General features: G+C 56.6%; 20 protein-coding genes and 1 riboswitch. Of the genes, 6 read left to right on the top strand and 14 right to left on the bottom strand.

Going from position 1 to position 21,834, the window contains the following annotated elements; translation table 11 throughout:
- The 9 genes from QZ517_RS14115 to QZ517_RS14075 form a co-directional block, all read right to left on the bottom strand.
- On the bottom strand, window positions 1-323 hold a 323-nt coding region (locus QZ517_RS14115; RefSeq protein ID WP_294227993.1), incomplete at its 3' end, for a hypothetical protein.
- 151 nt (window positions 324-474) lie between these two features.
- Window positions 475-678 (bottom strand): hypothetical protein, encoded by a 204-nt coding sequence (locus QZ517_RS14110; protein WP_294227992.1) that lies wholly within the window; start codon window positions 676-678, stop codon window positions 475-477.
- Between the two features lie 173 nt (window positions 679-851).
- A complete protein-coding gene (locus QZ517_RS14105) occupies window positions 852-1,049 on the bottom strand; it encodes a hypothetical protein (protein ID WP_294227990.1) in 198 nt (65 codons plus the stop codon).
- Between the two features lie 192 nt (window positions 1,050-1,241).
- On the bottom strand, window positions 1,242-2,495 hold the full coding sequence (trpB, locus tag QZ517_RS14100; RefSeq protein WP_294227988.1) for a tryptophan synthase subunit beta: 1,254 nt from the start codon (window positions 2,493-2,495) through the stop codon (window positions 1,242-1,244).
- Between the two features lie 106 nt (window positions 2,496-2,601).
- Window positions 2,602-3,429 (bottom strand): LysR family transcriptional regulator, encoded by an 828-nt coding sequence (locus QZ517_RS14095; protein WP_294227987.1) that lies wholly within the window; start codon window positions 3,427-3,429, stop codon window positions 2,602-2,604.
- A gap of 257 nt (window positions 3,430-3,686) precedes the next feature.
- Complete coding sequence (locus QZ517_RS14090; protein WP_294227985.1) at window positions 3,687-4,331, bottom strand: phosphoribosylanthranilate isomerase; 645 nt, start codon at window positions 4,329-4,331, stop codon at window positions 3,687-3,689.
- Window positions 4,332-4,370: 39 nt separating this feature from the next.
- Window positions 4,371-4,721 carry a LapA family protein gene (locus QZ517_RS14085; RefSeq protein ID WP_294227983.1) on the bottom strand — a complete coding sequence of 117 codons (351 nt, stop codon included), beginning with the start codon at window positions 4,719-4,721 and terminating at the stop codon, window positions 4,371-4,373.
- A 3-nt stretch (window positions 4,722-4,724) separates the two neighbouring features.
- Complete coding sequence (ihfB, locus tag QZ517_RS14080) at window positions 4,725-5,006, bottom strand: integration host factor subunit beta (protein ID WP_283426145.1); 282 nt, start codon at window positions 5,004-5,006, stop codon at window positions 4,725-4,727.
- A gap of 250 nt (window positions 5,007-5,256) precedes the next feature.
- The gene (locus tag QZ517_RS14075) at window positions 5,257-6,537 is read right to left on the bottom strand and encodes a DUF3422 family protein (RefSeq protein ID WP_294227980.1); all 1,281 of its coding nucleotides are present in this window, start codon (window positions 6,535-6,537) and stop codon (window positions 5,257-5,259) included.
- A gap of 355 nt (window positions 6,538-6,892) precedes the next feature.
- On the opposite strand from QZ517_RS14075, the gene QZ517_RS14070 reads away from it, so the two are divergent.
- Window positions 6,893-8,122 (top strand): ATP-binding protein, encoded by a 1,230-nt coding sequence (locus tag QZ517_RS14070; RefSeq protein ID WP_294227978.1) that lies wholly within the window; start codon window positions 6,893-6,895, stop codon window positions 8,120-8,122.
- A gap of 63 nt (window positions 8,123-8,185) precedes the next feature.
- A riboswitch (FMN riboswitch) is annotated at window positions 8,186-8,389 on the top strand.
- Window positions 8,390-8,473: 84 nt separating this feature from the next.
- Window positions 8,474-9,361 (top strand): DMT family transporter, encoded by an 888-nt coding sequence (locus QZ517_RS14065; protein ID WP_294227976.1) that lies wholly within the window; start codon window positions 8,474-8,476, stop codon window positions 9,359-9,361.
- Window positions 9,362-9,593: 232 nt separating this feature from the next.
- Here the strand turns inward: QZ517_RS14065 and QZ517_RS14060 are convergent, their stop codons facing one another.
- From QZ517_RS14060 to QZ517_RS14050, 3 genes are all read right to left on the bottom strand, one after another.
- Complete coding sequence (locus tag QZ517_RS14060) at window positions 9,594-11,036, bottom strand: NAD(P)(+) transhydrogenase (Re/Si-specific) subunit beta (protein ID WP_294227973.1); 1,443 nt, start codon at window positions 11,034-11,036, stop codon at window positions 9,594-9,596.
- A 12-nt stretch (window positions 11,037-11,048) separates the two neighbouring features.
- Window positions 11,049-12,620, bottom strand: a complete 1,572-nt coding sequence (locus QZ517_RS14055; RefSeq protein ID WP_294227971.1) for a Re/Si-specific NAD(P)(+) transhydrogenase subunit alpha — start codon at window positions 12,618-12,620, stop codon at window positions 11,049-11,051.
- A 135-nt stretch (window positions 12,621-12,755) separates the two neighbouring features.
- Window positions 12,756-13,214, bottom strand: coding sequence for an isoprenylcysteine carboxylmethyltransferase family protein (locus QZ517_RS14050; RefSeq protein ID WP_294227969.1), 459 nt, complete (start codon window positions 13,212-13,214; stop codon window positions 12,756-12,758).
- A gap of 349 nt (window positions 13,215-13,563) precedes the next feature.
- Between QZ517_RS14050 and QZ517_RS14045 the strand changes: the two genes are divergently transcribed.
- Window positions 13,564-14,316 carry an SDR family NAD(P)-dependent oxidoreductase gene (locus tag QZ517_RS14045; protein WP_283426139.1) on the top strand — a complete coding sequence of 251 codons (753 nt, stop codon included), beginning with the start codon at window positions 13,564-13,566 and terminating at the stop codon, window positions 14,314-14,316.
- Between the two features lie 131 nt (window positions 14,317-14,447).
- On the top strand, window positions 14,448-15,134 hold the full coding sequence (locus QZ517_RS14040; RefSeq protein WP_294227965.1) for a pentapeptide repeat-containing protein: 687 nt from the start codon (window positions 14,448-14,450) through the stop codon (window positions 15,132-15,134).
- A 122-nt stretch (window positions 15,135-15,256) separates the two neighbouring features.
- On the opposite strand, the gene QZ517_RS14035 is transcribed toward QZ517_RS14040, so the two are convergent.
- Window positions 15,257-16,036 carry a gamma-glutamyl-gamma-aminobutyrate hydrolase family protein gene (locus QZ517_RS14035; RefSeq protein ID WP_294227963.1) on the bottom strand — a complete coding sequence of 260 codons (780 nt, stop codon included), beginning with the start codon at window positions 16,034-16,036 and terminating at the stop codon, window positions 15,257-15,259.
- 126 nt (window positions 16,037-16,162) lie between these two features.
- A complete protein-coding gene (locus tag QZ517_RS14030) occupies window positions 16,163-18,295 on the bottom strand; it encodes a malate synthase G (RefSeq protein WP_294227961.1) in 2,133 nt (710 codons plus the stop codon).
- Window positions 18,296-18,504: 209 nt separating this feature from the next.
- On the opposite strand from QZ517_RS14030, the gene pepN reads away from it, so the two are divergent.
- A complete protein-coding gene (gene pepN / locus QZ517_RS14025; RefSeq protein ID WP_294227959.1) occupies window positions 18,505-21,090 on the top strand; it encodes an aminopeptidase N in 2,586 nt (861 codons plus the stop codon).
- Window positions 21,090-21,827: an SDR family oxidoreductase gene (locus QZ517_RS14020; protein WP_294227957.1), complete on the top strand. Its 738-nt coding sequence runs from the start codon at window positions 21,090-21,092 to the stop codon at window positions 21,825-21,827. Before pepN ends, QZ517_RS14020 begins: the two co-directional genes overlap by 1 nt.
- Window positions 21,828-21,834: the final 7 nt, after the last annotated feature.

Raw genomic sequence — 21,834 nt, 5'->3', positions numbered from 1 at the left:
TCGTCGTCATGATCATCATCATCGTCGTCGTCATCATCGTTATCGTCGTGATCATCATCATCGTCGTCTTCATCATCGTCGTCCTCACCATCATACGCAGCATGACGTAGCAACTCTTCACCAGCCACCTCGTAGAGGCTTTCGATAGACAGGCCATCTTTGTTGGAACGCACTGTGAGGACACCATCCTTGACCGTGACAGTCACATCAGAATAGCCCGCACGCTCAAACGAGCGTTCAACCCGGTTTTTAAAGGAATCCGCAAAGGCGGCAGAACTCAGGCCAAGCGCAACGGCGGTGGAGGTCAAAAGCAGACGTGTCATAAAATGTCCTTTGTCAGTTGAGGCCACATGAACCCATGCGGCATTGCCCCTCCTGCTTTTCTGATTGGGCACACGACCGCCATTGTCACAAAGTTTAATTCCACCCTCATTCACCGAGCGTTTAGGCCTCTAAACTTAGGTTTAGGGGGCTCTACAGCACAAATCGACGACGCTCACGCAAGGCGTGCCCCTCTGGTTTTGTGGAGTTTGCGCCGTGCGTTTTGGAGGGCAACCCACCAGAAAGCCCCAACAAAAGCTCTCCCAATTGGCCTTTTGTGACCAGCCTAACACGATACTCGGTCAACACGGCTTCGGCTTCTATCTGCTCTTTCACAGTATCAACTGCAACCGGCAAGCTCGCCCCCTTTGCCAGGCACCTTGTGCCAACCGGAGATTTTGACTGTAGCCTTGGGCGCCTTCTGACCGGCATTTTACCACTCTCAAAATCCGCCTGACACGCGCAATTGTGCAACCCGACGCCAATTTCATTTATGGTGCTCCTGAAGGCCCGAAACCTTAACGAAGGGCTCACTCTGGCAGCATCAGATACAGCGTTTGCGGCGCCCCGCCTGTTTTGCTGGCCACAATCTTCAGCTGCCCTTCAGTCAGTATATACTCAATATCCAGATACCCCTGTGCCTGCATGGAGGCGACAATACGCTCCGCAAGTTTTTTGGCACGGCTCATCATGGAGGGCGGGGTTACAGGTGTATTCAAAAATGCCATGAGATGTCCTTTCCTAAAGACTTTGCGGGCCTCACAATCCAATTGCGACTGGCCCTCTTCTCATGATGTCTGAAACCCGATCCATTTTTTGTGCGCATCAGATCACCGCAGCACACTTTGGTATAGGAAGCCCTGCCCAAAGCAAAAAGAGCGCCCCAAAGAGCGCTCTTTATCGTCAAACTGAAAGGTACTTTAGTCCGCCGCGCGACCTTCTGTGTCAGACATGTCAAAGCCCAGATGCCGCGCCACGGTCTGCACATCTTTATCGCCTCGCCCACACATGTTCATCACCAGGATATGATCCTTTGGCAGGGTTGGCGCAATCTTCATCACATGCGCCAGCGCATGGCAGGGTTCCAGCGCCGGAATGATGCCTTCCATCGAACAGGAGAACTGGAACGCCTCCAGCGCCTCTTTGTCGGTGATCGATACATACTGCGCGCGGCCAATGTCGTTCAGCCAGCTGTGCTCCGGCCCAATGCCCGGATAATCCAGACCTGCGGAAATCGAATAGCCCTCAAGTATCTGTCCGTCGTCATCCTGCAGAAGATACGTGCGGTTGCCATGTAGCACGCCCGGGCGTCCGCCAGACAGCGACGCACAGTGTTCCATCTTTGCGTTCACACCACGGCCACCGGCCTCAACACCAATGATGTTGACCGATTTCTCATCCAAGAACGGGTAGAACAGCCCGATCGCATTTGACCCACCACCAATCGCGGCAATCACCGTGTCAGGCAGACGGCCTTCGCCTTCCTGCTCTTCCAGCTGCCAGCGCACCTCTTTGCCGATGATCGATTGGAAATCGCGCACCATCGCTGGATACGGGTGCGGGCCAGCCGCCGTGCCAATGCAGTAGAAGGTGTCATGCACGTTGGTCACCCAATCGCGCAACGCATCGTTCATCGCGTCTTTCAATGTGCCGCGACCAGAGGTCACTGGCACCACTTCTGCGCCCAACAGGCGCATGCGAAACACGTTTGGCGCCTGGCGCTGCACATCATGCGCGCCCATGTAGACCACACATTTGAGGCCAAATTTCGCACAGACGGTTGCGGTGGCTACACCATGCTGACCAGCCCCGGTTTCGGCAATGATCCGGGTCTTGCCCATGCGCCGCGCCAGAATGATCTGCCCCAGCACGTTGTTCACCTTATGCGCGCCAGTGTGATTCAGCTCGTCGCGCTTCAAGTAAATCTTCGCACCGCCAAGTTCTTCGGTCATCCGCGATGCATGATACAGTGGGCTTGGACGGCCAACATAGTGTTTCCACAAATCATCCATCTCGGCCCAGAAACTGTCATCGTCCTTGGCCTTTTCATACTCCGCTTCCAGTTCAAGGATCAGCGGCATCAGCGTTTCGCTCACAAAGCGCCCACCAAAATCGCCAAACCGGCCATTTTCATCGGGGCCAGTCATAAAGCTGTTGAAAAGATCGTTAGACATATGCGTCTCTCCCTTGCGTCGCAGATACCTAAAACGCCGAAAGGGGGACGCGCAAGCGCAAACAGCGCTTGATAGCATGGCTGACGCCATGAGGGTACGCTGCCACTCAGGACTTGGACGTCAACAGCGTCGCCACCGCCTCCAAAGCCGCCCGAATGGGCGGATCGTGCCGCGCCTCATGATGGCACACCAGCCACTCATCATGGGTGAGTTCAGGAATGACCGGCCCGACCTGTTTCAATCCCGGCACGCCACTTGCCACAAACGTCGGCATCACCACCCGTCCCACTCCCGCCACGGCCAAGTCCACCAGCGTGCCCTCTTCGCAGGCCGTTGTGATGATCTCACCGCCATGGTTGCCTCGCACCCAACGTACCGAAGGCGTCAACGGCCCGTCCGCACTCAGCGCCACAAAACCACTCACATCGTCAGAGGCGGCATAAACTGCGAACTCGACTTTAGACGTGCGCCGCCCCGCCAACCACGGTTGGTCCGGCCTCCGGCTGCGTATCCCGATGTCCGCATCCCGACGGGCAATGTCGAGCATGCGCGTGCTTTCGACAAACTCCAACCGCCACGGATCGTCTTTACGCCACACCTGCCCCAACCGCCGCGCCAAATAAGACGCCGTCCACGCGCCCGCCGTCACCCGCACCCGCACCGCATCCGGTTGCCCCAGACTGCGCATCAGCCGCGCCTGAATATCTTTGAGGTCCTGCAACTGCTCCAAAACCGCACGCCCCTCTGCGGTCAACGCATACCCCCGCGGCCCGCGCTCAAACAGCTTGCGCCCCAATTGCCGCTCCAGCGCCGTCATCTTGCGACTTATCGTAGGCACAGTACCACCCGTGCGCCGAGCAGCACCGGCCAAGCCACCTTCTCGGGCCACATCCACAAACAGGGTCAAATCATCCAGCGGCGGTAATTGTTCCATTTTTGAAATCAAACTCTCATTTAGGCGCTCTAATAATGGAAGCCTAAAACCGGCAATGTGGTCAAGCCCAATCCCAACGTGAGGCTTTCTTGATGAACTTTTATCTCCTCCCCAGTCAACCAACTGAGCCACAGCCCATGTCCAGCTACGCTAAGGAACAGGAAATCTTTCGCGCCAAGGCCACCGCATTAAAAAAGCGCCGGCAACTGCGGCGCTTTGCAATGCTGAAACTCTGGTTGCGTGATCCCCGCCGCGCCTCACAGCGCGTTCTGAACCGCTTTCATAAAGGTGCGGATCATACCAACGTCCTTCACCCCCGGCGCGCTTTCGACACCTGACGACAGGTCCAACTGACGTGCGCCGGTCATTTTGACTGCCTCGGCTACATTGTCCGCAGTCAACCCACCGGCTAGCATCCACGGACGAGGCCAATACTTGCGGTTCACCAGACGCCAATCAAACGACAGCCCATTGCCTCCCGGCAAGTCCGCATTCTTGGGCGGTTTGGCATCCACCAACAACTGATCCGCCACTGCGCCGTACGTATCGATCTTGGCGACGTCTTCCGCGTCCGCGATGCCGATCGCCTTCATCACCGGCAACCCAAAGCGCGCCCGCACCTCAGCCACCCGCTCCGGGCTCTCACTGCCATGAAGTTGCAACATGTCCAGCGGCACAGTCTCGACCAACTTGTCTAGGAACGCGTCATCCGCATTCACAGTCAGTGCGACCTTGGCCACGCCCACCGGTGCTTCCACCGCCAAATCCCGCGCCTGCGCCAATCCAACGTTGCGCGGCGATTTCTCAAAAAAGACAAAGCCCACATACGCCGCACCAGCTTCCGCCGCCGCAACCACATGCGCGGGTTCTTTTAGCCCGCAAATCTTAACCCGAATATCCATGATCTGGACCTACCCGACCTTCCGGTCAACGCAAAGCGCTCAGCTGGCTTCATCCAAAAGCGTCAGCACTTCGTCTTTCTTCTCTGCCTCACGGCCTTTCAGACGACGTACTTCACGCTGAGACTTATGCAACTCTTTCTGCGCTTTGGTCTTGTCTGCCCGATGACGGTGCTCGCGCAGCCATTCCCAGACAAACCCAACGATCACGCCAAACAGAATGGCGATAAAGATCACCGCAAATAACGGCAGCTGAATGGCGTGGTTGAGCCCAAGCAAATCACTCACCGCACCTGGCAGCAAAGTGAGAGTCACAACATCGCGGTTTGCCAAGGCAACCGCGATCAACACGACAGCCAAGCTGCCGAGAAATGCATAGCGAATGTAGCGCATAGCTTACTTTCCGTTCAAACGATCCCGCAAAAGCTTGCCGGTCTTAAAGAACGGCACGTGCTTTTCTTCCACTTCCACCGATTCACCTGTGCGCGGATTGCGTCCAACGCGGGCTTCCCGCTGTTTGACTGAGAACGCGCCAAAGCCCCGCAGCTCTACACGGTCGCCTCGGCTCATCGCTTCTGTGACCTCTTCAAAGATCGTGTTTACGATGCGCTCGACGTCGCGCTGATAGAGGTGTGGATTTTCGTCTGCGATTTTCTGAATCAATTCCGAACGGATCATCGGTGTCTATCTCCCTGAGGGCGTGCAGGTCTTTTCGCATGCATCTAATTGACTATAAGAAGAAAGATGAAGAACGGAAATGAATTGTCCGCCCCTGTTGGTGGAAATCCGCTCAATTCACTGATTTTTTCGCCATAACAGCCTCGCAACCCTATGAATTCTGCCAGCCAGCTATGGTATTCCCTATGTTGCCCGTCTCGCCGCGCTGCAGAGAAGCCATTGATTCGCAACAGAAAGCCAAACCGGTTTCTCAGTGCATCTTGGCCTTAATCCGGCGCACCATGGCCCAGACCCCCAACACCACAACCGGTGTCAGCACGGCCAAAACCACGCCTTTGCTCACACCCAGTGGCGTTGCCAACGGATAGACCAGATAGCCTGCCAGCGAGACCGCGTAATAGCTAATTGCCACCACCGACAGCCCTTCCACCGTCTCTTGTAAGCGCAACGCCAAATCCGCCCGCCGGTCCATACTCTCCAGCAAGGCTTGGTTCTGAGCAGACCGCGCCACCTCCACTTTGGTGCGCAAGAGTTGCGCTGCGCGCCCCACCCGCTCCGCCAAAGACTGCAGGCGGCTTTCGCTGTGGTTCACCGTGCGCATCGCCGGATCATAGCGCCGTGTCATAAACTCACTAAACGTTTGGCGCCCGTGAAACCGCTCTTCCCGCAGGATTTTGATGCGCTGCTGCACGATGCTTTCATAGGCGCTGGTCGCGCCAAACCGAAACGATGTGTCCGCAATCAAACGCTCCACATCGCCGGACAATTCCAGCAAGGCCTGCAATGTCTCCGCAGCATCATCCCGGTCGCTGCGCAAATGCCCCATCAGACGCCCTGCATCCGTCTCCAAGGCCCCAAGCTCCCGCGAAATCGCCTTCACCCGGAAATAGCCCAGCATCGACATGCACTTGTACGTTTCGATCTCGCACAAGCGCTGCACAACCCGACCAACACGCCGCGCACCGGTCTCCGGCGCCACAAACACCGCCATATTCTGATGCCCGTTGGCGGCAATACGGAAATCCGTAGCCACCACACAGGTGCGATCCAGTACATAGTTCGCTGCCACCGTCTCTGGCAGAAACCACTCATAAATTTGCGAGATCATCTGCTCGTCACTGGGCATATTCTCAACCCGGATCATCGCCGAGGTCACCCGCTGTCCCGGTGCAGCTTCCAACCAGTCTTCGGGAAACACATCCAGATCGGCTGGATCAAACGCCCGCGTGCTCACCTGTGGCAGGAACATGGTGTAGGTCACAAACTCCGCGTGTTGCTCCCACTTCAGCGTGTCCCGCCCGATCTGGCAGGTGAAATGTGTGGCGCCTGGCTGCGGATGTGGCGCGCCAAATCGATCGAGCAAATCATAAAGGTGCTCCAGCTCCGCCGCCGTATCCACGCCCACCTGATCCTGCGGAATGCGCCAGGCGATATAAACCGCCCGGCACGGCGCGTTTAACGTCGGGAACGGACGCGCGTGGAGCTCATTGGCCAGTTTGTAGCGCAGCGGATGGTCTTGAATGGCGGACATGCTCTTCTCCTGATCGCGCCAACTTACCCCGCCGCGCCGAAAAGTAAATGTTTTTGTGATTTTTCAACCACTTGCCGGAATACCACCGCATACCGATACGATCACAAACGTTTCCGGATCAATGAAAAGCGAACCAATCGACTGTTTGATCACACCCTTTGCGGTACTTGCGTACAAGTACTTTCAACTCAGATGACAACATGGCAATCTGGTCGCGATTTTATTTGACCGCAAAGGATTTTCCGTGGCTCTTTTCCGCTCCCAGTCTCAACTAGACAGTGCCCTCCGCAATGCTGCAAGAAGCGGCCTGCCTGGTATGACTGTCCATGTAGAAACACTTCCAGGGTATCGTTTCGTGGACATCTATCGGGCGATAGAGGGGTTTTGCCAATCCCACGACTACACTGAAGAGTTCGACTGCCAGAACCCCTGGGATCTGAGTACAATCATGTTCCAAGCCAACCACACCCAGGGCTATCCTCTGCAACCAGCGGCCAAAACGATTTGGGACATCGGTCCTGACAGCACCGAAACGCTGCCGCAGGACCACTTTTGGGTCACATACAACGGGGACAGCAACCAACGAATTGTCCTGCGTCTGCGGTGCGACGACTTTCAAAAGTCGTCGATTCTGGAACTCGCCATTGGCCCGGACGGCGATGGCGATCCCGTAATGCGCCGCTTGATGAAAGACAGTAAGAAAACGTCCATACATCGCAATCAGATTATCAGCCTTGGGTTTTATTCGGGCACCAGAGAAGAATACGGCGACGTTGAAAAGGTTGAGCACCTGACTGTCGCCTTCTCCGACATTGAGACCGTCGATGACGAAAACATCGTTTTAGACGATGATCAAAAACGTCTGCTTCAGCGCAACGTGATCGATTTGAGTGCGCGCCGCGACATTCTTAAAAAACACGGTGTTCCCACACGCAGGGGTATTCTCCTCTATGGACCGCCCGGCACCGGAAAAACCTTCGCCTGTCGGCACATTTGCCATCAGATGACGGACACGACACGGATCCTTTTGACCGGGAGCGCCCTTGGTCAAATCGGCGCCGTTTTTGGGCTGGCTCGTATGTTGCAACCGGCCGTGGTCTTTATCGAAGACGCAGATCTCATGTTCACCTCCCGTGACATCAATCTGTATTCTTCCACGCTCGGTGAACTGATGGATCAGCTCGACGGCCTAACGCCGGATGAAAAAATCAGCGTCGTGATGACGACCAATGCCATTGATCGCATGGAAGCCGCTCTGAAAGATCGGCCTGGTCGCATCAGCCAGTGCATATACATGGGGGCTCCCAGTGATGACCTGAGAAAGCGTTTTTTGAGGCACCAACTGCGCGATCAAAACACCGCAGAATTGAATTTTGACAAGTTGGTCCGTGCGAGTGATGGCGTAACTCACGCATTTCTAAAAGAATGGTCATTTAGAGCCATTCAAATCGCCACGGAGCGCCTTTGTAGCGGAACCGATGTCCTTACACTGCTGAACAACGATTTTTCGGAAGCCTTGGATGAAATGCAAACCGATGCGCAAGATCCAGCCGGTCGCATCGTGGGGTTTCGCGCAACGCCGTGAAGTGAACGCTTGCATCCCCAATGTTGCTTTATTAGCGTTCCGTCGCGGTCCACCTCTGGGCCGCAACGTTCTCAGGGCGGGGTGAAATTCCCCACCGGCGGTAAGCAGCTGTGCTGTAAGCCCGCGAGCGGCATCTATGAGATGCGTCCACGGCCCGAAAAGTGGGTACCGGTTTTCGGACCAAGCAGTGGAGCCCTTAAAGATGTGTCAGCAGATCAGGTGCAACTCCTGAGCCGACGGTCATAGTCCGGATGGAAGAGAGCGGGAAGAAACTGAGCAGAGCTGGCAACAGCGTTGTTTGGCTTGTCCTGTTTTGCCTTGAGTTGTGAGCGCAGATGAAAGGACAACGCCATGACTCGCATTTTTACAAATACCCGCCCGGCCACCGCCGGGGCTTTTCTTATGATCTTTGCCGGACTTCTGTTCGCTTTGGTCAACACCATTGTGCAATGGGGCACCATGAAAATGGGCCTGCCCCCCACCCGCGTCGCCTTCTGGCAATATCTGATTGCCACGCTCTGGCTTGCGCCTTGGATTGTCCTCAAATCCCCCGAAGCGCTGCGCACCAAAGCCCTGCCCAAACACCTATTGCGGGTCGGCTGCGCGGTGATTGGCGTACAGCTCTGGGTCACCGGCCTCGCCCATGTGCCAATTTGGCAGGCCATTGCCCTGATTATGTTGTCCCCCTTCTTTGTCACGGTGCTTGCGGGACTTTGGCTTGGCGAACAGGTTTCAGCCCAGCGCTGGGTGGCCGTGGTCACAGGCTTCGTCGGCGGCATGATGATCCTGGCGCCGTGGTCGGACACCTTCACGCCGCACGCGCTCTATCCCGTTGGCGCGGCCATCTTCTGGGGGCTCACCAGCCTGATGACCAAACAGATGAGCGGCACCGAAAGCCCGGCCACGCTCACGCTGTACCTGCTACTGCTGCTCACCCCAATAAACGCGGGTCTCGCACTGGACGCAGGCCTTGGTTTTGAAGGTATGACCGCCGGCCTTTTACTCATTGGCGCAGGTCTTTGTACCGCAATCGCGCAATACGCCTTGGCCCGCGCTTACAGCATCGCTGATGCAGCTTACCTGCAGCCGTTTGACCACCTCAAATTGCCGTTCAACGTCGGCCTCGGCCTGGTGGTCTTTGGTTACGCCCCGCCCGGCAGCCTCTGGCTTGGCGCGGCCCTGATTGTCGGCGCCTCCTTTGCACTCATGCGCCAGGAAGCCCGCTTGCAAACCGCCTGATCCCGCAGGCATGGCTCAAGCCCACGGGCTTGAGCCTTAAGGGGCGCTGCTCCTGCCACAGCACGCTGTGTCTACCCCGAGGTATTTTCGAAAGAGACAGCGCAGACATCATTGTTTTCTTCATCCGTAAATACCTCCGCCGGAGCCATCGTCACTCTCGGCGAACACTGTCGCACATAAAAAGGGCGCCCCGTTCTAGGGCGCCCTTTCCACACTCTATGGCAGTGATCGATTACTCGATCATACCCAGCAACTTATCGAGGCTGGCTTTCGCGTCACCATAGAACATGCGTGTGTTCTCTTTAAAGAACAGCGGGTTTTCGATGCCGGAATACCCGGTACCCTGACCACGCTTAGACACAAACACCTGCTTGGCTTTCCAGCATTCCAGAACCGGCATACCCGCGATGGGGCTGTTCGGATCTTCTTGGGCTGCCGGATTCACGATGTCGTTGGAGCCAATCACGATGGCCACATCCGTGTCCGGGAAGTCATCGTTGATCTCGTCCATCTCCAGCACGATGTCATATGGCACCTTAGCTTCGGCCAAGAGCACGTTCATGTGCCCTGGCAGGCGGCCTGCAACCGGGTGGATTGCAAACCGCACGGTTTTACCTTTGGCGCGCAGACGACGGGTCAACTCCGCCACATTCTGCTGTGCCTGTGCCACCGCCATGCCATAGCCCGGGATGATCACAACGCTGTCCGCATCTTCCAATGCACTCGCAACACCATCGGCTTCAATCGCAATCTGCTCGCCTTCCACTTCCATGGCCGGACCTGTGGTTCCGCCGAAGCCGCCAAGGATCACCGACACAAAGGAGCGGTTCATCGCCTTACACATGATGTAGGACAGAATTGCACCGGAGGAACCCACAAGCGCACCAACCACAATCAACAGGTCGTTGCCCAAAGAGAAACCAATCGCCGCTGCGGCCCAACCTGAGTAACTGTTCAGCATGGAGACAACCACTGGCATGTCCGCACCACCGATGCCCATAATCAGGTGATAACCGATGAACAGCGCCGCAATTGTTAGGATCAACAGCGGCAAGAAGCCACCGGTGTTCAGATACCAGATCAAGCACAGCAGCGAGAGCCCCGCCGCACCGGCGTTCAACATATGACCGCCAGGCAGTTTCTCAGCATTGGAGGACACTTTGCCAGACAGCTTGCCATAAGCAATCAGCGAGCCGGTAAAGGTCACCGCGCCAATCCAAACACCAAGGCTCAGCTCAACCAACAAAATGCTGATCTCCACGCCAGACTTCTTGGCAATCAGCTTACCAAACGTGCCCAGCTCTTTCACCGCATCCGGACCTGCCGCCACAGCGTCCGCCGCGTTGCCAATCTCAAAATGCGCATTGAGACCCACAAACACAGCGGCCAGACCAACCAACGCGTGCATGCCAGCCACAAGTTCCGGCATCTGGGTCATCTCGACCTTGCTGGCCAGCTGATACCCAATGAAGCCACCACCCGCGATCAGCGGGATCGACAGCCACCACAGACCCGCACCCGGGCCAATGAGTGTTGCAAACACCGCCAGCGCCATGCCGGAAATGCCATACCACACCGCGCGCTTGGCGCTTTCTTGATTGTTCAGCCCCCCCAAGGAGAGGATGAAGAGCACTGCCGCAACAACGTATGCTGCGGTTGTAAAACCGTATTCCATCGCTCGACCTCCTTAGGATTTCTGGAACATGGCGAGCATGCGCCGTGTCACGAGGAAACCGCCGAAGATGTTGATCCCGGCCATGAATACTGAAAGCGCTGCAAGCAGGATCACAAGGAAGCTGCCAGAGCCAATCTGCATGAGCGCCCCCAAGATGATGATTGAGGAGATCGCGTTTGTGACCGCCATCAGTGGTGTGTGCAGCGAGTGCGCCACGCCCCAGATCACCTGGAAACCCACAAAGCAGGCCAATGCAAACACAATGAAGTGCTGCATAAAGCTCGCCGGTGCCACCAGCCCCAGCAACAGGATCAAGGCCCCGCCGCCGCCCAGCAACATCACCTGCTGTTTGGTCTGTGCTTTGAACGCCGCCACTTCGGCCGCGCGCTTTTCTTCCGCTGTCAACTCCGGAACAACTTCCTTTGGCTTCGCCGCAATCGCCGCCACTTTTGGTGGGGGTGGTGGGAAGGTGATGTCACCCTCAAAGGTCACAGTTGCCCCACGGATCACATCGTCTTCCATGTCGTGATTGATCTGACCGTCTTTTTCCGGGGTCAGGTCGGTCATCATGTGACGGATGTTGGTGGCGTAAAGCGTCGAAGACTGCGCTGCCATGCGGGATGGGAAGTCGGTGTAGCCGATGATGGTCACGCCATTCTCGGTCACAATCTTCTCGTCCATCACGGTCAGCTTACAATTGCCGCCCTTTTCCGCTGCCAGATCGACAATCACCGAACCCGGCTTCATCGCCGCAACCATGTCTTCGGTCCACAGCTCTGGCGCTTCGCGATTTGGGATCAACGCGGTGGTGATCACAATATCCACGTCCGGCGCCAGCTCGCGGAACTTTGCCAACTGCGCTTCACGGAACTCTGGGCTCGACACAGCGGCATAGCCGCCTGTCGCGGCGCCATCTGCCTGTTCTTCCTCAAAATCGAGGTAGACAAACTCGGCCCCCATCGATTCAACCTGCTCCGCCACTTCCGGACGCACGTCAAACGCCAACGTAATGGCGCCCAACGAAGTGGATGTGCCAATCGCGGCCAATCCGGCCACGCCAGCGCCAACAACCAGGACCTTCGCTGGCGGCACTTTGCCCGCCGCTGTGATCTGCCCAGTGAAGAACCGGCCAAAGTTGTTGCCCGCCTCAATCACCGAGCGGTAACCCGCGATGTTGGCCATAGAGGACAGCGCGTCCATCTTCTGCGCGCGCGAAATACGTGGCACCATTTCCATGGCAATCACGTTGGCGCCTTTGGCCTTGGCCGCGTCCATGCCGTCTTCGTTCCCAGCTGGGTTGAAGAAGGAGATCAGCGTCTTGTCTTTGGTCAAACGCTTCAATTCGGTGGCATCCGGCTGACGCACCTTGGCGACAATGTCAGACGCTTTCCAAAGCGCGGCTGCGGTCTTCACAACCTCAACCCCAGCGGCCTCATATGTGGCGTCCGAAAATCCCGCGCCGGCACCGGCACCACTCTCAATGGCGCACTCATAACCGAGCTTCTGGAGCTGTTTGGCCGAATCCGGAGTCATCGCGACCCGGTTCTCCCCACCAAACACCTCTTTTGGTGTACCTATCTTCACCTGTCTTATCCCCCTTCAGAGTCAGAGCAATAATGTTTCACGCAGACAGCGCTGCACTTGCATAATGTTTTAACGCCACCTGAATTGCTGCACAAGCAAACAAACAAAGGCCCGTATTTCTGCGACGCAACGGCATCACACCCACCTGCGCACTTTCTCGCAATAGCGCGCAAAATCCATCCGAAATGTCTTCCGCAGGCGATTTTCTTCTGGAATGACAAAACGTTTTTCCAAAATCCACAGGAACACCGGCACCAAAGGCAGGGCCAACACAGCGTCCCAATAGAGGATAAACCCCGCAAAGATCATCACATCAGCGACATAGATCGGGTTGCGGCTGCGCTTGAAAATTCCGCTTTGCACAAGGCGCGCACTGTCATGATGGGGATGAATTGTGGTCTGATGCCGCCGCATCTCCATCACCGCCAACGCGGTCAGCACCACGCCACCACCCACAAGCAAACCGCCGAGCAAATCCGCCCAGACCGGCCCAAAGCTCAGCCCCATCGGCCAATACGTGGATTGCCCCCAAGCCACCACCAATCCCGACAGCAACCAAACCGGCGGAATATCAAGAGAGCGCAAAAAATTCATTGGGGTGTCCTTGCCATAAACGCGACACATCCGCGGCATAGCTGCAGATCTGGAATTGGTATTGTCTTTACACGTCGTTGCATCATGCTTCTTGGTTTAACGATCCGTTTAAACACTGCAATGATACAGACCCGTCGTGCGTCAAAAAGGGCCAGAAAGCCGCATGTTGCGCCCCAAATAGGACAGGAGTTTTGTCCGAAATGCCATTTTGAGCGCATTTTCCGCATGTCCCCTCGGACATTTTGACCTTCAAATCTATCCTTGTGACCCTGCGGCGTAATCAACCACAGCGCTTGTTCGGTCTTATCCGCGCGCTAAGGTGATCCCAACACAGCATTGGGAGAGCGACATGTCACTATCGGGGAAACACGCATTGGTCACCGGCGGAGGCACCGGCATCGGCCTTGCCATCGCAAAGGCACTGGCCGCCGAGGGTGCCCAAGTCACCATCACCGGCCGTCGCCTCAACGTACTGGAAGAGGCCGCAAGTGACGGTCTGTTTCCGCTAGCTATGGATGTGGCCGATGAGGCCTCGGTGGTCGACGGCGTTGCAGCCGCTGTGGCCGCACGCGGCCCAATCCAAATCTGTGTCGCCAACGCAGGCATCGCCGAAGGCCGCGCCCTGCACAAGACCGATATGGCGTTTTGGCGCAAGATGATGTCGATCAACATCGACGGCGTGTTTCTCACCATTCGCGAGAGCCTCAAATCGATGAACCAGACCGACTGGGGCCGTGTCATGGTGATCTCTTCAATTGCCGGTCTGCGTGGGCTGAAAGGCGCACCTGCCTACTCCACCTCCAAACACGCCGTAAACGGCATGATCAAATCATTGGCCGCGGACTATGCGCTAAAGCCCATCACCTTTAACGCCATATGTCCTGCCTATGTCGAAACCGCGATCATCGATCAAAACATCGAAAGCATCATGGCCCGCACCGGCTGTTCCGAAGAAGAAGCCCGCCACATGATGGTGGGCGTGAACCCGCACGGCCGCCTGATCAAACCCGAAGAGGTCGCTCACACCGCACTCTATCTCTGCTCCGACATGGCAGATTCCGTGCGTGGGCAAACGCTGCAAGTTGCTGGCGGTGAAATGTAGACACAACACGCAAACGACAATGCGGGAGCGTCTCGGCTCCAGCTCCCACATCCTGCTTTGCCTTTCCAAACCACAAATTCCACCGTATGGCTTAGAGACCCTACCCCACATTTTATTCTCCGGAGCTCCGCGTGCCTGTCAAAACCCACCAGTTTGCCGATTGCAGCCCAACCCGCGCGGAGATTGAACAAGCCAGCCGAACTGAACGTCCGCACACCGTCACCCGCTGCTCCTTGGAAGGTCGGGATCTTTCCGATCTCGATCTCACCGGCTGGCGGTTTGAGGCCTGCAATCTGTCTCAGGCCTCTTTCAAAAGCGCCACCCTGGAAGATGTCACATTAAAAGGATGCCGCGCTGGTGGTCTCTCGCTTCAGGGCGCCAATTTTTCGGACGGCACCATCGACGGGGGAGATTTCAGCAACGCCAATCTGCGTGGCGCGACCCTGACACATTCAAAAATTCACAATTGCAAAATGACCGGGGCTGATCTCAGAGAAACCCACACCATTGGCATCCAGCTAGAAGATGTGTTGTTGGCTCTCGCGGTTTTGCCCAAATTCTCATTTCGGAAAATGACCCTCAAACGGGTAGATTTTACCGACGCCGACATGAGCCAATGTGACTTTCGCGACGCCGTGTTTGAAGACTGCTCCTTGCGCGACACACATCTGATCGACAGCCGATTTGAAAATGCGGATTTGCGCGGCGCGGACTTAGGTGGCATCAAACTGTCAGATCTAAAACGCTTCAAAGGTGCCATCCTGTCCAAGCAACAAGCTGCGATCTTGCTGGGGCAATTGGGTCTGCAGGTGCACTAAGAACGCAGCCGCCCGCACCTGCCTTAACCAATACATATTCCAGTTTTGCAGACAGTCGCGAAACAGCCGCTATACAGACGTGATACCGACGTGAAAATCAGCGTCGATTGGGGCGTTAATCTTTAAGCAGACTTGAGCATGGTCCGCGCTTCTTGCCCCTGCGCCCAGGCCCGCACCGCCTCGCCAAACGCCTCAAACAACGGACGGCTTACCGGATCATTGGCCGCATCCCACTCTGGGTGCCATTGCACCGACATGGTGAACCCCGGCGCGCCCTCAATATAGATCGCTTCCGGCGTCTCATCCGGCGCGTAACCGTCTATAATCACACGACTTCCCGCGCGTTTGATGCCCTGCCCATGCAGAGTGTTGGTCATCACTTTCTGACTGCCAAACAGGTGATGGAACGGGCCGTTCTCACCAAATTCCACCGTATGGCGGAGAGCAAACTTCTCCTCCAACGTGCCATCTGGCGGCATCCGGTGATTGTCCCGCCCCGGCAAATCGCGAATTTCGGGATACAGGCTGCCACCCATGGCGACGTTAACCTCCTGAAACCCCCGGCAAATCCCCATAAACGGCTGCCCAGAGTCCACACAAGCCCGCACCAATGGCAACACAATTGCATCCCGCGCCCGATCAAACTCCCCATGCGCCGCTGTCGCCGCCTCGCCGTATTCCTCAGGGTGCACATTGGGCCGCCCCCCGGTCAGCAGAAAGCCATCACATTGCGCCAGCAATTCCTCCACGGAGACAAACCGCGGATCAGCTGGGATCAACAAGGGCATACAGCCAGAAACCCCTGAAACGGCTTCAGAATTCATGGTGCCCCCGGCATGCGCCGGATATTGGTCATTGATCAGATATTGGTTGCCGATGATCCCGACGACAGGACGCGTCATGCTGGCCTCTTAGTCTTGTTGCGCAGCTAACCATAGGACGCGCGTTCCAAATGAGAAAGCCCCGAAGCGTTCACATCATTCATGACAAAGAAAAAAGGCCGGGGCTTCCCCCGACCTGATTGAGTGTTAGGCTTGTGCTTTGAGCTCCAACCGCCGCGCATGCAGCACCGGCTCAGTGTAACCGGACGGTTGGATACGCCCCTTGAACACCAAATCACAGGCCGCCTGGAAGGCAATCCCGTCAAAACCCGGCGCCATCGGCGCATAGAGCGGATCGTTGGCATTCTGCCGGTCCACCACTGCCGCCATCTTCTGCATCGCCGCCATGACCTGCGCTTCGCTAACCACGCCCTGATGCAGCCAGTTGGCCAGACCCTGGCTGGAAATCCGACACGTCGCGCGGTCTTCCATCAGGCCCACATCATTGATGTCCGGCACTTTGGAACAGCCCACGCCCTGATCGACCCAGCGCACCACATAGCCCAAAATGCCCTGCGCGTTGTTTTCCACTTCGGCAGCGATCTCTTCGTCGGACAAGTTCTGCCCGTCCATAACCGGCACAGTCAGCAGATCGTCCAGCGTCCCACGCGCACCGCCCGCTTTGATCTCTTCCTGACGCGCCAGCACATCTACCTCGTGGTAGTGGGTGGCATGCAGCGTCGCTGCGGTTGGCGATGGCACCCAGGCACAGTTTGCGCCAGATTTCGGATGGCCAATCTTTTGCTCCAACATCGCGCCCATTAGATCCGGCATGGCCCACATGCCTTTGCCAATCTGCGCCTTGCCTTGCAGCCCACAGGCCAGACCGATGTCCACGTTGCGATCTTCATATGACAAAATCCACGGTGTGGTTTTCATCTCACCTTTACGCAGGAAAGCCCCCGCTTCCATGGAGGTGTGGATCTCATCCCCGGTGCGGTCCAGGAACCCGGTGTTGATAAACGCCACACGTCCCTTTGCGGCCCGGATACATTCCTTGAGGTTGGCGCTGGTGCGGCGCTCCTCGTCCATGATGCCCATCTTCACCGTGTTGCGCGGCAGGCCCAGAATGTCCTCGACCTTGGCAAAGATCGCATCCGAGAACGCCACCTCTTCCGGCCCGTGCATCTTCGGCTTCACCACATAGACCGAGCCATGCACCGAGTTGCCGCTCGCCCGCTTCAGGTCATGCATCGCGATCATCACGGTCACGAGTGCGTCCATCAGCCCTTCGCCAATCTCATTGCCGTCCCGATCCAGAACCGCCGGGTTGGTCATCAGATGGCCAACGTTGCGCACCAACATCAACGAGCGGCCTTTCAGCGAGGTTTGCGCACCGTTCGCTGCGGTAAAGGACAGGTCATCATTCAAAACGCGCGTGAAAGTCTTGCCGCCTTTGGCAACCTCTTCGGACAGGTTGCCCTGCATCAGACCCAGCCAGTTTCCGTAGGCCACAACCTTGTCTTCAGCGTCCACACAGGCCACAGAATCTTCGCAATCCATGATCGTGGACATCGCACTTTCAAGCGTGATGTCGTTGATTCCAGCCTTGTCAGACGACCCGATATTGCCCGCCCGATCAACTTCAACAATCACGTGCAGACCATTGTTTTTTATCAAAATACGCGATGGCGCACCAGCATCTCCAACGTGACCGACAAACGCCCCGGCCACTTTCAGGGCCGGCACAAGCTGCCCACCTTCAACCGACAGACCATCGATGTCTGCCCAGCTGCCTTCCGCCAGCGGCAACGTCTTGTCTAGGAAGTCTCGCCCCCAAGCAATCACCCGCGCGCCACGCGCCGAATCGAAGCCTTTGCCAGATGGCAAATCGCCCATCGCATCGGTGCCGTATAGCGCATCATACAGGCTGCCCCACCGTGCGTTCGCAGCGTTCAACGCAAAACGTGCATTGGTGATTGGCACCACCAGCTGCGGGCCGGGAATCGCTGCAATCTCAGGATCAACATTGGCTGTTTCCACAGCAAAGTCTTCACCCTCTGCCACCAGATAACCGATCTCTTCCAAAAACGCCTTATAAGCGTCGGCATCATGCGCCTGGCCTTTATGGGCCAAATGCCAACCGTCGATCTTCTGTTGAATTTCCTCGCGCTTGGCCAGCAAGTCACGGTTCTTAGGGCCAAACTCATGCGCCAGAAGGCTTAGTCCTTGCCAGAAATCATCCGCATCGATGCCAGTTCCAGGAAGCGCTTTACTCACAATGAAATCATAGAGCTCTTCGGCAATTTGCAGCCCGTGCTGCTCAATTCTCTTGGTCATTGTGAAACTTCCTCATCTCTGGCGTCGCGTCTCAATTAGTGCACAAGTTTTCTATAGGCAATAAAACCGGTTACCTTTCTTTACCAAAGGGATTTTCAACTTTTTCCATATATTTGCGAAACTGCACACCCATTTTGTAAAAAATCGCCTACCCCCTTGCGGGTGCCGCGCGAAAAGCTACACCAAGATGAGCAACAATGGAGACCGTGATGAAAGATGCCGCGCCGCAAACGATCTATCTGAAAGATTACACCCCGTTTGGCTTCATCGTGGATGGCGTCGAGCTGACGTTCCGCCTCAACCCCACCAAAACGCGGGTGCTCTCCAAAATCAGATTTCGCCCCAACCCAGAAGCCACAGACAAGCGATTTTTCCTGCATGGTGAACAGCTTAAACTGATCACCGCCAAGATCGACGGCGCAGAGACCACGCCACGCACAGTGGACGGCGGCATCGAAGTCGACGTGCCCAGCGCCCCATTCACCTGGGAAGCCGAGGTTGAAATCAACCCGGAGGCCAACACCGCGCTCGAAGGCCTTTACATGTCAAACGGCATGTATTGCACCCAATGTGAGGCTGAGGGTTTCCGCAAAATCACCTATTATCCGGACCGCCCGGATGTCATGGCCACCTTCACCGTGCGCATCGAAGGCGACGTAAGCAGCACCCCAGAGCTACTCTCCAACGGCAACGGCGACGAATATGGCACCGACCAAACCGTCACCCCGGCCAGCAATTACGCTGTCTGGATCGACCCTTGGCCCAAGCCAGCCTACCTCTTTGCACTTGTGGCAGGTGATCTGGTCGCCCACGAAGACACGTTCAAAACCGTATCCGGCAAAGACGTCAAACTCTCGATCTACGTCCGCCCCGGGGATGAACACAAATGTGCTTTCGGTATGGAAGCCCTTAAAAAGTCTATGAAATGGGACGAAGAGGTCTACGGTCGCGAATACGATCTCGACGAGTTCAACATCGTCGCCGTGGATGATTTCAACATGGGCGCAATGGAGAACAAAGGGCTGAACATCTTCAACAGCTCCTGCGTGCTTGCTTCGCCTGAAACCGCCACAGATGGTAATTTCGAGCGCATCGAAGCCATTATCGCGCATGAGTATTTCCACAACTGGACCGGCAACCGCATCACCTGCCGCGACTGGTTCCAGCTCTGCCTGAAAGAAGGCCTGACGGTCTTCCGCGACGCACAGTTCACCGCGGACATGCGCTCTGAGCCGGTCAAACGCATCGACGACGTGCTCGCCCTGCGTGGCCGCCAGTTCCCCGAGGATCAAGGTCCGCTTTCGCACCCGGTGCGCCCCGAAAGCTTTCAGGAAATCAACAACTTCTACACCGCCACTGTCTATGAAAAAGGCGCCGAAGTCATTGGCATGCTGAAAACTCTGGTTGGAGATGACGCCTACGCCAAAGCGCTCGACCTCTATTTTGACCGCCACGACGGTCAAGCCTGCACCATCGAAGACTGGATCAAAGTCTTTGAAGACAGCACGGGCCGCGATCTCACACAGTTCAAACTGTGGTACTCCCAATCCGGCACACCCGAAGTCACCGTGCGCGAGGACTACGAAGGCGACACCTTTACATTGCACCTAAGCCAATCCAGCGCCCCAACGCCGGGTCAGAACACAAAGGCTCCACAAGTCATCCCGGTGGCTGTGGGCCTGCTCAATGACAATGGCGATGAAGTGCTGCCTACTGAGGTGCTGGAGCTCACCGAAACAGAACAAAGCTTCACCTTCAAAGGCCATGCAACCCGCCCTATCCCCTCAGTTTTGCGCGGGTTTTCCGCTCCGGTAACGCTCGCTCAAAACATTGACAACAGCCGCCGCGCCTTTTTGCTGGCGCATGACACAGATCCGTTCAACCGCTGGGAAGCGGGCCGCAACCTGGCGCGCGACAGCCTGATTGGCGCCATCGTCGACGGCACGCCACACAATGCCGACTACCTCGCGGGCCTGAAAACACTGCTTCGAGACGAGACGCTTGATCCTGCTTACCGTGCTTTGATGCTTGTGCAGCCGTCTCAGTCCGAGCTGGCCGGCATTCTGCATAAACAGGGCCACACCCCTGACCCGGCCGCAATCCACGCCGCCACAGAATCCCTGCGCGACGCCAAAGCCAACGCTTTGGCGGATTTGCTGCCAGATATCTATTCGGCCAATCAGGTCGCAGGACCCTTTTCTCCTGAAGCGGAACCCGCAGGCAAACGAAGCCTGGCAAATGCCGCACTCTCCTTACTGACACGCTTGGACGGCGGGGAAGCTGCCGCAAAACAGTATCAATCTGCTGACAACATGACGCTGCAACTCGCAGCCTTTGGCGCACTACTGGACGCGGGCATGGGCGAAAATGCCACTACCGCATTCTATGACCAGTGGAAAGGCGACCGTCTGGTGATCGACAAATGGTTCTCCCTTCAGGTGATGTTTGCCAAACCCGAAGATCTTGCAACAACGGTCACCACCCTCACCCAACACGCCGACTTTGATTGGAAAAACCCCAATCGCTTCCGCGCGGTGATGGGTGTCATGGCTGCGCACCACGCCGGCTTCCATCACACCTCAGGTGCGTCTTACCAAGTATTTGCGGATTGGCTTATCAAGTTGGATCCGGTCAATCCACAGACCACCGCACGCATGTGCAGCGCGCTGCAAACCTGGAAACGCTACGATACCGACCGCCAGACGATCCTTAAAGCGCAGCTGAAACGCATCGCAGGTCAAAATGGCCTCAGCCGCGACACCACCGAAATGGTGACACGTATTCTGGAGGCCTAATGTCTAAGGTTCTTTTGATTACCGGCGCCAGCGCAGGCATTGGCGCCGCCACTGCCAAACTGGCTGCCGAAGCGGGTTATGACCTTGCACTGAACTACCGATGCGATGCCCAAGGTGCTGAAACCGTTGCTAAAACCGCACGCGAATTTGGCGCTCGCGCCGAACTGTTTCAGGCAGATGTGTCTGTGCCGGAACAGATCGAGGCCATGTTCAATGCCATCGACGTAAGCTTTGGCCACGTCGATGCTTTGGCGAATAACGCTGGCATCGTGGATCAAGGCGCTCCTGTCACAGAGTTCACCCATGCGCGTCTCAAACGTATGTTTGACGTCAATGTGATTGGTGCCATGCTGGTTGCAAAAGAAGCCGTCGTTCGTATGCAAGCTCAAGGTTCGGGCGCGATTGTAAACGTCAGCTCCGTGGCCGCGCGTACAGGCTCCGCCAATGAATATGTGGACTACGCCGCGTCCAAGGCCGCCATCGACACATTTACCAAGGGCCTCGCCGAAGAAGTTGCCGCACAAGGCATTCGCGTGAACAGCCTGCGTCCCGGCATCACCGACACAGAGATTCACGCCAAAGGCGGAGCGCCGGACCGCGCATCGCAGCTGGCGCATAAAATTCCCATGCAACGTCCGGGCGCCGCAGAAGAAATTGCCCGCGCCATCTTGTTTCTGCTGTCTGACGATGCCTCATACATCACCGGCAGCACACTTGATGTATCGGGAGGGCGCTAATCGTGGA

It is taken from the genome of uncultured Shimia sp. (assembly GCF_913054185.1).
In the GTDB taxonomy this organism is placed as follows: Bacteria; Pseudomonadota; Alphaproteobacteria; order Rhodobacterales; family Rhodobacteraceae; genus Shimia.
Note: the sequence above shows the minus strand (reverse complement) of the source record. Positions and strands in the feature narration are given on the sequence as shown.